We start from the raw sequence: 13,300 nt of genomic DNA, 5'->3' as shown, positions 1-13,300 counted from the left end.
TCTTGTTGATTACAGAAAATAGTACTGAAGTAAATGTAAAAGAGCAAGCACAAAAAGCACAAAAAGCGGGGAAACCACTAAGTATTTTGTCAACAGCTGATAAAAATGAAGCTTTGCTTGTAATTGCAGATGAATTAGATCAAGAATACTCCTTTATACTAGAGGAAAATCAAAAGGATTTAACAAAAGGGACAGAAAAAAATTTCGATAGTGCCTTTATGGATCGACTTCGCTTAACCAAAGAGCGTGTGAACGATTTTGCAGAAGGTCTCAGAGAAGTGGCTAAATTGGATGATCCTGTAGGGGACGTTCTCTCTGAATGGACATTGGAAAATGGATTGAATGTCAAGAAAATACGGGTTCCACTTGGCGTAATAGGGATGATTTATGAGGCTAGACCAAATGTAACCGTTGATGCAACAGGACTTGCTTTAAAATCCGGAAATGCAATCGTCTTAAAAGGCGGATCTTCTGCCCTGTTCTCAAACAAAGCAATTATTTCAGTTATTCATAGGGCTCTTGAGAAAACAAAAATACCCGTAGATGCTGTACAATTTATTGCTAGTACAGATAGAAGTGCGACTGAGCAGCTTTTTACATTAAAAGAGCATATCGACGTCTTGATCCCTAGAGGTGGCGGTTCATTAATCGAAACCGTCGTCAGAAAAGCAACCATACCTGTGCTTGAGACTGGGGTTGGGAATGTGCATGTCTATATCGATAAAGAAGCGGATGTAGAAAAAGCACTAAACATTGTCATTAACGCAAAAACAGACCGTCCCGCTGTCTGTAACGCGTTAGAAACGGTGCTTATTCACAAAGATTGGTTTAAAAATCATAAAGAATCACTCATCTCAAAGTTGAATGAGTATAAGGTCACTGTTCATGGTGATGCAGAAGTGATGCAGGCCATACCAGGTGCAGTAAAGGCTGAAGAAAAAGACTGGGCTGAAGAATACTTAAGTTTAGATCTCGCTGTAAAAGTGGTAAGCGATATTCAAGAAGCGATCGACCATATCGAAACATATGGGACGAAACACTCAGAGGCTATCATTACAGAAAACCAAACAGCAGCTGATCAATTTATGCAGGCAGTTGACGCTGCTGCAGTTTATCATAACGCCTCAACGCGTTTTACCGATGGAAGTGCATTAGGCTTTGGAGCTGAAATTGGGATTTCTACTCAAAAGCTCCATGCACGTGGACCAATGGGGCTACCTGCTTTAACGACAACAAAGTTCTGTATTTCAGGAAACGGACAGATTAGATAAGCTTCAATTACGTACTCATTTAGGCATGTTACTCGCCGTAACGTCAATCTTGTGCGCTAGGGCAGAAGAAAAAGACCTCGCAAAAAAATGAGGTCTTTTTTCTTATTTTGCTAATTGATAAATTTCAAACACATCGGCCTCATGCAACTTAATAAAGTTGCCAAGAGAACCTCTTTCCGTGCCCTTTTTAGCCATTTCTCCAAAATGCTCTTCACCAATGTTTGCTTCCTTAAGTGTGATCGGCATTCCAATTGAGCTGAAAAATTGTTCTGTTTTCTTAATACCAGCTAAAGCTGTTTTTTCTACGTCGTTTAAGTCAATTTCAACATCCCATACCCGGTTCGCAAATTGAACAAAACGATTGACATCATGTTTGTACACATATTTCATCCATGCCGGGAAGATGATCGCAAGTCCCGCTCCATGCGCGATATCATAAATCCCACTGATTTCATGTTCAATATCATGGCTTCCCCAATCACCAATTCTACCGGTATTTAGCAAATCATTATGTGCAAGCGTTCCCGCCCACATAATCTCCGCTCTAGCTGCATAATTCGTTGGATCTTCGATGACAGTATGTGCATTATTGATGATCGTTTTTAAAGTTGCTTCACATAAGCGATCTGTCAGTTCCACATTCTTTTCATTTGTGAAATATCTTTCTAAAATGTGTGATATCATATCGGTAATGCCACAAGCCGTTTGATAGGATGGCAATGTGTATGTAAGAACTGGGTTTAAGATTGCAAACTTCGGTCTCATCGTGTCATGTCCGACGGCTCTCTTATAATCGCCCTCTTCATTCGTAACCACACTTCCTGCACTGCTTTCACTACCAGCAGCAGGAATCGTTAACACAACACCGATCGGTAGACAATCGGTTACAGAGCTTTTCCCGGTGAAAAAATCCCAAATATCACCGTCGTAATTTGCCCCTGCGGCAATCGCCTTGGCCGAATCAATCACACTTCCTCCTCCTACTGCTAGAATAAAGTCAATGTTATGTTCCTTACAAAGGGTAACACCTTCTCTTACAAGGCTCACTCTCGGGTTCGGCTTCACCCCACCTAGTTCAATAATTTCAACACCTTGCTCATGTAAGGACTGAACAACTATGTCATACAATCCACTTTCTTTAATGCTTCCTCCGCCATAATGCAAAAGAAGTTTTTCCCCATAATGAACAGCTTCTTGTCCTACTAATTGCTCTTGATCTTTCCCAAAAATGATCTTTGTCCCATTTTGAAACGTAAAGTTCTGCATACTAACTTCTCCTTCATTTATATTAATTATTTCAAAATATAATAGCAACCGCTTACACATTAAATAGTGTCATGAAGCGTGAGTCAGTTTTGTGCATTCGACAAACTTCGAGGCGTGCCAGGCACCTAAGGTAATTTATTCCCTGCTACTCGATACAGTTCATACCATTCTTCTCTTGTTAATTCAATGTGAGAAGCTTGTGCTATGTCATTTAAACGCTCTGGATTCATCGTACCAACAACTGGTTGAATCTTAGCAGGGTGACGTAAAATCCAGGCAATCGCAATCGCTGAATCTGTCACGCCTTTTTTCTCAGCTAGTTCTTGCAGTTTTGCATTTACTTCTGGAAACTGGTCATTGCCAACAAAAACACCATTAATCATCCCATATTGAAACGGAGACCATGCTTGAATCGTTAGATCATGTAAGCGACAGTATTCAAGAATGCCACTGTCACGAACGATACTTGCATCATTTTGCATGTTTACGTTCAAGCCTGCATCAATGATAGGTGTATGCATGATGCTTAATTGCAACTGGTTCACGATCAAATCTTCTTTTAGATACTTTTTCAATAATTCAATTTGCATCGGATGTTGATTGCTTACACCAAAATGGCGGACTTTCCCGCTTTCCTTTAACTTCGTGAATGCTTCGGCCACTTCTTCTGGTTCCATCAAGGCATCAGGACGATGTAATAGTAAAATATCAATATAATCCGTATTTAACCGTTCTAGGCTACCATCAACTGAAGTAAGAATATGTTCTTTGGAAAAATCAAAAAAACCTTTGCGAATCCCGCATTTTGTCTGAATAATCATTTTTTCACGAATCGATGAATTCAGATCAATCGCATCAGCAAAAACCTCTTCTGATTTTCCACCACCATAAATATCAGCGTGATCGAACAAATCAACTCCAGCTTCCATTGCGTTTTCAATCACATATGCTGCATCTTTTTTCGAAAGCTTGTCCATTCGCATGCACCCTAACGAAATTTCCCCTACTTGTAAATCGCTGTTTCCTAATCGGACTTTTTTCAATAAGAACACTCCTTTACGTATCGTCATTCTATTTTATCATGTTGAAGGATAGCGGTCATAAATCAAGTCCACTTTTTTTTCGACAAATCTCTTACTAGCTAGAGAAAGTAAGAAAGCTTCGATCACATTTGATATAATCACGTCACCGTTTTGGGGTGGATACTCTGGCCACTTCCAAGACCCCGATGGTCATTTGTGGGAAGTAGTCTGGAATCCACAATGGGGTATCATTGAGTAGCGTCCGATGAACAAGCTATTAACGAGAGTCATTGAAAATTTGATCTCCTAAACGATTACACAATCGAACGGAAATATAGCAATTGACCTTAAAGAAAAAGGAGCAAGAGCTCAATTAACCATTAGCAATGATTCCTTTCATTTAACAGAGAAAGATGTTGATTTCCTGTTTGATTGGTTGTACATAGCGGATCAAACTCGCTCTAAAAAACGAAAAAAATTAGGTTCATCGACTGTGAAAAGCTTGATGGAAAAAATGAATGGATAGTAGATAAAAAAAGGTTAATACTATATTCCAGAACGAAAGGGGCGGATATCGAATGAACTTAGATTTAACTTCCATTTATGAGCGAATGCCTGATTTCAAGAATCATGAAGAAGCGAGAGAATGGTTTAAGGAGGAATTTGGCGATGATTTTTTGCTAAGAAGCAGTGATGAAAGCAATGGAAAAAAGGTCTTTTATTATCATGTTGTAAAAGACCCAGAAGTGTACCAACAATATATGGAGAGTTTTGCAAGCCCAGTGCAGCATGAAATAACAAACATGGGAACCTTTGAAAGCTACTCAACTGTAGAAATTAGTGAAGATGGTGGCATTAGTTTCTCCATTTAGAATAGAATACAAAAAGCGAACAGCATCAGACGCTGTTCGCTTTTTAAGCTATTGTATTACCTTTGTTCTAAACGTGCAATTCTTTCATTTAAATCTGGGTGAGATGAAAAGAGCTTCATCATCCCGCCTTTTCCGTTAATTTTCATCGTTTGAATCGCTGAATCGTCGGTACGATCATCGACTTTAGCACGATCGACATAGCGCTTCAAGGATCTTAATGCATGGGCCATTTTATCATTACCCGCTAAATCAGCGCCTCCGCGGTCGGCGTGGAATTCGCGATGTCGCGAATACGCACTAACAACTAAACTCCCAAGAATCGAGAATAGAATTTGGAAAATAATGATCGCCGCAAATCGAACGATCATTTGCATTTCAGAACGCACTAGACGTGACACAAGGATCGCTGCGATTCGTGAGAAAAACACAACAAATGTGTTAACGACACCTTGCAACAAGGTCATCGTAACCATGTCACCGTTCGCCACGTGAGCTACCTCATGGGCAATGACGCCTTCAACGGCAGCGTCATCCATTGTGTTTAATAAACCTGATGAAACGGCAACAAGTGACCGTTTTTTTGAAGGCCCTGTCGCAAAGGCATTGACCTCAGCAGATTGATAAATCCCAACCTCTGGCATATGGGTTAGACCCGCTGCACGCGAGAAGCGATGAACTTTCTCCACAACAGCATGCTCCTGTGCTGATAATGAACCATTTTGATCCAACACTTTGACCTTCATCATTTTCTTTGCTACCCAACGTGACATCGCTAGTGAGATAAACGCCCCTGTAAAACCAACGAGTAAGCTAAATAGCATTAACGACGCGTAATCAATTCCGAGTCCTGGACCTCCTGTTTCAAACGAACCACTAACGCCTGTGTAAGTAGTAATAAGTGACCAAACAATAACAATCGTTGTCATAACGAGAATATTAGTCAATATAAAAAGTAATAATCGTTTCCCCATTCCTACGCCTCCATTTTCATTGTGTATATGTCTATTTTAACATGATTCTACTATCAAGACAGCGAAGTATGCTAGATTGAAATAAATAATTGTTGATAGAGCATGGATAGCCCGTCTCCTTTCCCCCAAAAACATTCCATCATGTGGAGCACCGACAAGCTTACTCAACTAAAAAGTCCACTGAAGCTTTTGGTGCTCCATTAATAATGATAGTGATTGAATGCATCCCGTTTTAATGTTTTATAAGAGGCACAGACATAGTTAATATGGTATAATAGCCAAACTAAATAGATATACTGGAGGCAACATGTTAACATTTGAAGAAAAATTGACGATTATTGAATCTTTTCCTGAGTTAGAAAGAAAAGATGTTTCATTAGGTAGAGTAAACTTTCATTACAAGAACAGTTCGTATGATCAAAAAAATGTCGTTTATCATTTACATCCTAATGGAAACGGCTTTGTTTATGCTGGAAAAATGACTGGCTATCAAACAAATGATAAGGGTATGGCGAATATCCGTGACTTTACAGAAAAAGCGCTTCGAGCAACGATTCGAAAAGCGATTCTTTCTTTAACACCTAAAGAATCAGAAATGGATAATGAACCAAAAGAAGAAATATGGATCAACGACAACACCGTAACCCTTACCTTATTAAAAGAAGAAGACATGTGGAACGTCTACGCTGATGATCATTTAGACGGTACCTTTACTACGTATAACGAAGCTACACACTACTTGGACGAAGAAGGATTTTCACGTATTTAAAAAGCATTAATATAAAGAGGCATATTTCCTTTTGGAAGGAAATATGCCTCTTTTTTTTGGATGGATCATCACCTAGCTTTCATGATGAAACGGTCGGTTCAATTACAGTCAATGTATTATCTACTGTATTAAGATTCACAGTAGCACCTATTGGAATTGCAGCTTTATAAGTTCCGTGTCCTGTAGCAACATTGACCATTAAAGGCTTTCCTAAAGGAACTAACCATTCATTAATTAAGTCTGCATACGTTGTCCCCCAAGATACAAGACAATTCGTACATTCTCCCATGATAATGCCAAGACAGTCTTCAAATTTACCCGCCATCAATAATTGCGTTACATACCGAAAGATCATTGTCGTCGGTGAATTGATTTCTTCTAGAAAGAGTATTTTTCCTTTTGTATCAATTTCATAAGGAGTTCCAAGCGTATTGACTAACGAAGTCATATTGCCACCTACTATAGGTCCTGTTACATTTCCTCGAACTAAACCCATCATTGGCATATCTGGTGGGTTTTGAATCGTTCTTGGGGAAATAACTGTAGACGTTGCTTCAAAAAATTGATTGAAATTATAAGTCGGAGTATCTGATCTAAAATCTATCAGCATGAGACTGTGGAATGTATTCAAATCACTAAATTGATACAGACTATTTAGTAGTACGGTTATGTCACTATATCCAGATATAATTTTAGGATTCGCTCGTATTTCTTCAAAATTCAAATAAGGAAGAATGCTCTGAACCCCTGTCCCTCCTCTTGTAGGCAGGATCATTTTCACTCTCGGATCTCTGAACATATTCATAATATCTTCAGCTCTTTGTTCAGCTGGTGCAGCTGCGATCCCGTCAAAAGAATAAACGTACTTTCCATAAACGATCGAAAAACCCATATCCATCAGAGTTTGAGCTCTTGTATTAATAATACTCGCGTCAAGAGGGCTGCCAGGTGTAACCAAACCAATCGTGTCTCCACTTTGCAACAAAGGTGGTTTTATAGCCATAGTTTCCTCTCCTTGCTTATGTGAAATCAAACTCAATATATTCTCTAATAGGATACGAACTTGCACTCTTAAGTAAAAGTGACGCTTTTATTAATAAATATGGTAATACTGTTCAGTTTATGTGAGATATCTACTCTTTAATAAACTCTTTCGTACTTCTTACCGTATTAATCGGGCGAACGGCTCTTTGAATTTGTTCTCGTTTTGATTCCAAAAATGGAGGCAACGATAATTTTTCTCCAAGCGTTTCATAAGGCTCATTCATCTCCCATAAATCCTGGACCATCCGTTGCAAATTCGAATAAAATTTGTGGAGCAACTCTTACATACAACGATTCAAAAAAGTGACGATCAACATAACCTGATGTTTGTATTCCAAAAGTTGGAAAACGGTCAATCCATTCATTTAATGCAGCACCGTAATCTAAAGGTCTCATTAAAAAAACAGATTCTCTATTAAAGGATTATTTATCATAAATGTAGAATATGAACCTTGAAGACATAGGGAGGTTATGGAACGAATATTAGAATTTTGGGCGAGGTGAGGATCACATGTCTAAACAATCTGATTCTAATTTCTCTGTTGTTTTGTATATGCAACTAGATCAAAATCTTATCTCTTTTTTACAGAACTTTGTCTATACGAGTACTTCTTTGTCCCATAATGATTAAAAATAGCTTTTTTTAGAAAATGAAAGCGCTTTAATTAATGAAGAAGTACGTTTATAATTAATTTATAGGGGATATATAAACCAATAAGAGGTGATTCAATATGAAGAAAACTCCTGGCGAAAATATTATTGTTAGTAAACCAGCACTTCGTTATGTTATCCGTGCATTACCAAATAAGAATTTCAAAATATTTTGGAATCATTTAGAACATTACAGCATTCTAAACATTCGAGATCATAAGTCAAAACAAATGAGCAAAGCGACTTTTACCAATGGAGAAAACCTTGCGTTTCAGCATCTAGAGTCTACTGACCCTAAAGTAATATCAGTATTTGAAAAAGTATTAGGAATCACACTAGATAAAAACCAAAATAAATCATATAAAACATTATATTTAGAAATTGATTACCATTTGCTCGAGCTTCATGAATACATAGAAGCAAACGATAGGGTAAAAATCAAAGAAACAAAAGCTAAGCTAGCCTTTTTAAGTGAGAAAATCATCAATCTGCAATCAAATAAAGAGCCTTGCGATGATGGTGTTTCGATAAACTAGTGGGTTCTAAAAGGTTTCTCGCCCCACTGAATTAAAACGTTAATGTAGCGTTGGCAGGATCATATCCATGCCTTAACCTCCTACTATCTGTCTCATTATATCTTTCTTTAGTTAAAGAATAGTAGGAACTTATGTTTCATGAATTGATGAAGCTGTTTTATTAACTGCAACTAAAAAAAGAGCTTCACCTTCCTTATTATGTGGAAGAAGCTCTTTTTAATTCTGTAATGTACGGAGGTCTAGAACTCTCATCTTAAAGACCCAACGATAGAAAGATTGCAGTTGATTGGTTCTTCAGTTAGCGATCTCACCACTGCTGAATTTCCAAAGTGATTATAAAGCTCCTCAGCACAGTCTGTCGTATGTGGTGGAGTAACCGATAATTGTTCAAGGTTCTCGCACCAATGATTGGGACCATGACGCCTTTGTGTGTTAAAGAGGCTAGATATCTCCTACTGTCTTACCTTTACACCCTGCAATTCCTTCACCGCATAAAATGAACCTTCTCCGGTTAATGCTGCCACTAAATTTTTGGCCGCTAGCATTGCCATCGTATGTCTCGTTTCACTAGTTGCTGACCCAATATGAGGGAGCGTTACAACATTGTCCATTTTTAAAAGTGGGTTGTCTTCATTGATTGGTTCTTGTTCATATACATCCAATCCAGCGGCTAAGATTTCACCTGTTTGCAGTGCTTCAATCATCGCTTGTTCGTTAACCGTTTGTCCTCTAGATGCGTTAATAAAGATTGTAGAACTTTTCATTAACTGAAATTCTCTCGAACCGATTAACTGTTTTGTTTCATTCGAAAGCGGTACCATTAAAACGATAAAGTCTGACTCTCGTAACAAATCATCCATCAACTGATAATTTATGTTTAACTTTTCTTCTATTTCCTTTTTACGACTTCGATTAAAATATGTAACGTCCATATCAAATCCGTACTTTGCTCTCTTGGCTATCGTTTCGCCAATTCGCCCCATCCCAATAATACCTAATTTCTTATGATGTACATCAACCCCAAACATCGATTCACCAATTCCTTTTTCCCACTCCCCGCGTTTCGTCATGGCATCCAGTTCCGGAACACGTCTTGCTGCTGAGAGCATCAAACTAATCACAAGATCACTAACCGTATCATCTAACACATAAGGCGTGTGTGTGCCGATTACGCCATATTCTTTCATCGCTTTCGTATCAAAATGATTGTATCCAACAGAAATGCTACTAACCACGCGAAGTTGTGGAGCTTGCTCTAATAATTCCTCGTTTATAGCTGTACCACTTGTAAGGAGCCCATCGACATCAGCAATTTCTTTTAAAAGTTGCTCTCGTGTCAGGGCATCAGGCTTGTCCCATATTTTTATATCAACATGCTTATCTAGATACGCTTGTATATCTTGTGGTAGTGGTTTTTGCAAAAACACCTTAGGTTTATTCACGTTTAACATCCCCTTATTTTTAACTATTTCGTTAATCCAACTAAGCTGATAAGCAATTCAGTTTCTCTTTCAGTTACATAGTTTCCAAGTTTGGTGCATCTATTAGAATATTCGCCACAAGTGGACTTTCCCCTTTTGTAGTAGAGAATGTTTTTTCATTTACAAGCACGACCTTTACATATCTAGGGAATGTTTCCCATCATACAATCAAACAGCACTCCCCCAACATAAAATAATTTATCAAATATTTTTTGGGGGAATAACGAAACATGACATTATCTAAAAAACATCTTCCAACCAGTTCCGTATACAAAAAAAGACCGAATTTTCTTTTCTTCGTCGTTGATGAGGAGCGATTTCAAACGGTATATGAAAATAAAGAACTAAAGAAATGGCTTAGAAAAAACTTGAAGACACAAGAAAAATTACGTCAAAATGGGATGACTTTTTTAAACCATTATATTGGCAGTACAGCTTGTTCTCCGAGTAGAGCTACTCTTTTTACTGGACAATATCCATCACTGCATGGGGTAACGCAAACAACCGGAGCTGCAAAAGGAGCGTTTGATTCTGATGTGTTTTGGCTTGATCAAAATACCGTGCCGACTTTAGGAGACTATTTCCGCACGGCTGGTTATCGTACATTTTGGAAGGGAAAATGGCATATTTCTGATAAGGATATTTTGATTCCTGACACACATAATGCCCTTCCTAGCTATAACTCTGTGACCGGTGTTCCAGATCGGACAAATGAACAAATTTATTCAAAGGCAAATCGCTTAGAGTCATTTGGTTTTTCTGGATGGATCGGTCCTGAGCCCCATGGAACTAACCCTCGTAATTCTGGCTCATCAGCTAGAGTTGGTATAAGCGGGCGTGATGTCGTGTATTCAGAAGAAACAGTTCAATTAATTAAGACTCTAGAAGAAGATAGCCATCCTAATCCTTGGCTCATCGTCTCATCGTTTGTGAACCCACACGATATTGCATTGTTTGGTCTTCTCAGCCATTTAGAGCCATCCTTTGATTTTAAAGTAGATCCTTCAGTTCCGTTTATTCCACCTGCACCTACCGCTGATGAATCCTTACTAACCAAACCAATTGCTCAACAAAGTTATCGTGAAGTTTATCAAAAGGCACTTCAACCAACGAGGGACAGCCTCTTTTATCGCCAGCTCTATTTTTCACTTCAAAAGCAAGCAGATGATGAAATGTCCAAGGTATTTAAGGCACTTAAAAAGTCCAGTTTCTACGAAAATACGATTATTATTTTCACATCTGATCATGGTGATTTATTAGGAGCTCACGGAGGATTTTTCAAAAATGGTATAACGCATATGAGGAGTCTATCCATGTCCCTCTCATTATTCACAGTCCAAAAATCTTCTCGGATTGTAAAAAAACAGAAATGTTAACAAGCCATCTTGATATAATTCCTACGTTATTAGGATTTGCCGGCATTAATGTAGACAAAGTCCAAAAGGAACTTCAGAAAGATCATACCGAAGTGCACCCTTTAGTGGGCCGAGACCTAAGCCCTTTGCTTTTCGGAAAGCAGGATTTTTTCCGAGTTAACGAACCTCTTTACTTTATGAGTGATGATGATGTTACGAAAGGACAAAACCAAGTGAGCATAACAGGAGAACCGTACGAATCGGTTACTCAACCGAACCACCTAGAAACCGTCATCACCACCCTAAAAACAGGTAAAAATAGAAAAGAAGAGATTTGGAAGTTATCCCGTTATTTTGACAACCCGCAATTTTGGAGTGACCCTGGTGTGGAAGATGTAGAGGTGAAACAAGAGGGTTCCATTTCTGTATCAGACAACACGACTGCTTCTATTTGTGTAACAACAACTAAAACACAACCCGTACCTGATCAATTTGAGATGTATAATCTAACAGAAGATCGACTCGAAGAAAAGAATTTAGCCGACCCACTCCATCAAACATCTAAAATCCAATGCCGTAATAGTTAGTAATATAGATTCAACCTTCTCTTTTAAGTAAGTACGGTTTTTTGTTGCAAATTTTTTAATTAGTTTGATTTTTTATCCATGGGGTTATATCCTATATATGTAAGGGTTTTCAAAAATAGTTTAAGAGAAGGAGGAAACACATGAATATAACAAAAAACAGATGGTTAATTGCATTGTCGGCAATTTCCATCCACCTTTCAATTGGTTCCGCATACGCCTACAGCGTCTATACATATCCAATCAGTGAACAAATGGGCTGGACTGCAACAGAAGTAACGATCGCCTTTACCATTATGATGGCGCTCGCAGGGTCATCTGCGGCTTTATTTGGAAAATTTGTTGAACGAAAAGGCCCACGAAAATCAGCGATGGTGGCTGCTATACTATTTGGATTAGGGCAAGTAGGGTCTGGTGTCGCGATCGCGCTTGGATCACTGCCTCTTTTTCTTTTTACATACGGGGTAGCAAGTGGGCTTGGACTTGGTATTGGATATATCTCACCAGTGTCCACACTCGTGAAGTGGTTCCCTGATCGCAGAGGATTAGCAACCGGGATGGCTGTACTTGGGTTCGGAACAGGAGCTCTTATTACAGCCCCCATCGCAGCTAGCTTGATGGTAGCAATTGGGATCACCAACACGTTCTACTTACTTGGTGCCTGTTATTTTGTCCTTATGATACTCGGTGCTTCCTATATCGCACCTCCTCCAGAAGGTTGGATGCCTGATTCAATGAAAAAAGATATTGCATCTGGTCGAAAAATCGTTAAAAAAGATCTACAACAATTAACGTCAAAAGAAGCGGTTAAAACAAAACGCTTTTGGATGCTTTGGACGATGATGCTCATTAATACAACTGCAGGGATTATGATGATTTCTGTCGCTTCTCCGATGGCTCAAGAAGTTGTGGGGTTAACAGCTGCTTCAGCTGCTACGATGGTTGGGATCATGGGAATCTTTAATGGTGGAGGTAGACTAGGATGGGCAGCAGTCTCTGACTATATCGGTCGCCCTACAGTTTTTATCATCTTCTTCTCGATTCAAATTGTTGCTTTTTTAACACTTCCTTTTATTACAAGTATCATCTTGTTTCAAGTTATGATTTTACTTGTTGTTAGTTGTTACGGTGGAGGTTTCTCGAACTTGCCTGCATTTGTTGGGGATCTGTTTGGAACGAAGCAACTTGGTGCCATTCATGGGTACTTGTTAACAACTTGGTCTCTTGGTGGTGTATTTGGACCAATGATTGTTTCACAAATTAGAGAAAGAACGGATAGTTATATTCCTGTGTTTTATGTTTTCTCTGCTTTAATTATGCTGGCTTTTATCGTTTCAATTTTGATGAAGTTAGATATTAAAAAGAGCGAGAAAGCATTACGAGAGAAACAACAACATGCTGTTTCATAGAATAGTTTACTAATGTTGAAAGCGACAGACTAACCAGTCAGTCTGTCGCGAATCAATGTGTTAGTTAGG

12 protein-coding genes and 2 pseudogenes are annotated in these 13,300 nt (G+C 38.6%); 8 read left to right on the top strand and 6 right to left on the bottom strand.

Annotated features, from left to right (window positions below; all coding sequences use genetic code 11):
• Window positions 1-8 precede the first annotated feature (8 nt).
• Window positions 9-1,271, top strand: coding sequence for a glutamate-5-semialdehyde dehydrogenase (locus SAZ04_RS06400; protein ID WP_332692958.1), 1,263 nt, complete (start codon window positions 9-11; stop codon window positions 1,269-1,271).
• A gap of 102 nt (window positions 1,272-1,373) precedes the next feature.
• Here the strand turns inward: SAZ04_RS06400 and SAZ04_RS06395 are convergent, their stop codons facing one another.
• On the bottom strand, window positions 1,374-2,537 hold the full coding sequence (locus SAZ04_RS06395) for an iron-containing alcohol dehydrogenase (protein ID WP_332692759.1): 1,164 nt from the start codon (window positions 2,535-2,537) through the stop codon (window positions 1,374-1,376).
• 125 nt (window positions 2,538-2,662) lie between these two features.
• On the bottom strand, window positions 2,663-3,607 hold the full coding sequence (locus tag SAZ04_RS06390; RefSeq protein WP_431308969.1) for an aldo/keto reductase: 945 nt from the start codon (window positions 3,605-3,607) through the stop codon (window positions 2,663-2,665).
• Window positions 3,608-3,725: 118 nt separating this feature from the next.
• Between SAZ04_RS06390 and SAZ04_RS06385 the strand changes: the two are divergent.
• A pseudogene (locus tag SAZ04_RS06385) lies at window positions 3,726-3,818 on the top strand (VOC family protein); the annotation flags it as partial.
• A gap of 319 nt (window positions 3,819-4,137) precedes the next feature.
• Window positions 4,138-4,431: a hypothetical protein gene (locus SAZ04_RS06380; protein WP_332692753.1), complete on the top strand. Its 294-nt coding sequence runs from the start codon at window positions 4,138-4,140 to the stop codon at window positions 4,429-4,431.
• 56 nt (window positions 4,432-4,487) lie between these two features.
• On the opposite strand, the gene htpX is transcribed toward SAZ04_RS06380, so the two are convergent.
• A complete protein-coding gene (htpX, locus tag SAZ04_RS06375) occupies window positions 4,488-5,402 on the bottom strand; it encodes a protease HtpX (protein ID WP_332692750.1) in 915 nt (304 codons plus the stop codon).
• A 307-nt stretch (window positions 5,403-5,709) separates the two neighbouring features.
• Here htpX and SAZ04_RS06370 point away from each other — a divergent pair, with 307 nt between their 5' ends.
• On the top strand, window positions 5,710-6,171 hold the full coding sequence (locus SAZ04_RS06370; protein ID WP_332692747.1) for a hypothetical protein: 462 nt from the start codon (window positions 5,710-5,712) through the stop codon (window positions 6,169-6,171).
• Window positions 6,172-6,250: 79 nt separating this feature from the next.
• On the opposite strand, the gene SAZ04_RS06365 is transcribed toward SAZ04_RS06370, so the two are convergent.
• A complete protein-coding gene (locus SAZ04_RS06365) occupies window positions 6,251-7,174 on the bottom strand; it encodes a S66 peptidase family protein (RefSeq protein WP_332692744.1) in 924 nt (307 codons plus the stop codon).
• A 130-nt stretch (window positions 7,175-7,304) separates the two neighbouring features.
• Window positions 7,305-7,590: pseudogene (locus SAZ04_RS06360) on the bottom strand (VOC family protein); the annotation flags it as partial.
• A gap of 356 nt (window positions 7,591-7,946) precedes the next feature.
• On the opposite strand from SAZ04_RS06360, the gene SAZ04_RS06355 reads away from it, so the two are divergent.
• Window positions 7,947-8,402: a hypothetical protein gene (locus SAZ04_RS06355; protein ID WP_332692742.1), complete on the top strand. Its 456-nt coding sequence runs from the start codon at window positions 7,947-7,949 to the stop codon at window positions 8,400-8,402.
• 452 nt (window positions 8,403-8,854) lie between these two features.
• Here SAZ04_RS06355 and SAZ04_RS06350 read toward each other — a convergent pair whose 3' ends face one another.
• Entirely contained in the window at window positions 8,855-9,853 is a 999-nt protein-coding gene (locus SAZ04_RS06350; protein ID WP_332692739.1) for a 2-hydroxyacid dehydrogenase, read from the bottom strand.
• 260 nt (window positions 9,854-10,113) lie between these two features.
• Here SAZ04_RS06350 and SAZ04_RS06345 point away from each other — a divergent pair, with 260 nt between their 5' ends.
• The 3 genes from SAZ04_RS06345 (at window position 10,114) to SAZ04_RS06335 (ending at window position 13,231) form a co-directional block, all read left to right on the top strand.
• The gene (locus SAZ04_RS06345; RefSeq protein WP_332692736.1) at window positions 10,114-11,259 is read left to right on the top strand and encodes a sulfatase-like hydrolase/transferase; all 1,146 of its coding nucleotides are present in this window, start codon (window positions 10,114-10,116) and stop codon (window positions 11,257-11,259) included.
• The gene (locus SAZ04_RS06340; RefSeq protein ID WP_332692955.1) at window positions 11,157-11,825 is read left to right on the top strand and encodes a sulfatase-like hydrolase/transferase; all 669 of its coding nucleotides are present in this window, start codon (window positions 11,157-11,159) and stop codon (window positions 11,823-11,825) included. The genes SAZ04_RS06345 and SAZ04_RS06340 overlap by 103 nt, the downstream gene beginning before the upstream one ends.
• Window positions 11,826-11,965: 140 nt before the next feature.
• Window positions 11,966-13,231 carry an L-lactate MFS transporter gene (locus SAZ04_RS06335; protein ID WP_332692733.1) on the top strand — a complete coding sequence of 422 codons (1,266 nt, stop codon included), beginning with the start codon at window positions 11,966-11,968 and terminating at the stop codon, window positions 13,229-13,231.
• The last annotated feature ends 69 nt before the right edge of the window (window positions 13,232-13,300 follow it).

The organism is Halalkalibacter lacteus (assembly GCF_036663595.1).
Taxonomy (GTDB): Bacteria; Bacillota; Bacilli; order Bacillales; family Bacillaceae_D; genus Halalkalibacter; species Halalkalibacter lacteus.
Note: the sequence above shows the minus strand (reverse complement) of the source record. Positions and strands in the feature narration are given on the sequence as shown.

Coding starts and splice junctions, on each gene's coding strand:
- SAZ04_RS06395 (WP_332692759.1), bottom strand. CDS start 2,537: ATGCAGAACTTTACGTTTCAAAATGGGACAAAGATCATTTTTGGGAAA.
- SAZ04_RS06390 (WP_431308969.1), bottom strand. CDS start 3,607: ATGACGATACGTAAAGGAGTGTTCTTATTGAAAAAAGTCCGATTAGGA.
- SAZ04_RS06380 (WP_332692753.1), top strand. CDS start 4,138: ATGAACTTAGATTTAACTTCCATTTATGAGCGAATGCCTGATTTCAAG.
- htpX (WP_332692750.1), bottom strand. CDS start 5,402: ATGGGGAAACGATTATTACTTTTTATATTGACTAATATTCTCGTTATG.
- SAZ04_RS06370 (WP_332692747.1), top strand. CDS start 5,710: ATGTTAACATTTGAAGAAAAATTGACGATTATTGAATCTTTTCCTGAG.
- SAZ04_RS06365 (WP_332692744.1), bottom strand. CDS start 7,174: ATGGCTATAAAACCACCTTTGTTGCAAAGTGGAGACACGATTGGTTTG.
- SAZ04_RS06355 (WP_332692742.1), top strand. CDS start 7,947: ATGAAGAAAACTCCTGGCGAAAATATTATTGTTAGTAAACCAGCACTT.
- SAZ04_RS06350 (WP_332692739.1), bottom strand. CDS start 9,853: ATGTTAAACGTGAATAAACCTAAGGTGTTTTTGCAAAAACCACTACCA.
- SAZ04_RS06345 (WP_332692736.1), top strand. CDS start 10,114: ATGACATTATCTAAAAAACATCTTCCAACCAGTTCCGTATACAAAAAA.
- SAZ04_RS06335 (WP_332692733.1), top strand. CDS start 11,966: ATGAATATAACAAAAAACAGATGGTTAATTGCATTGTCGGCAATTTCC.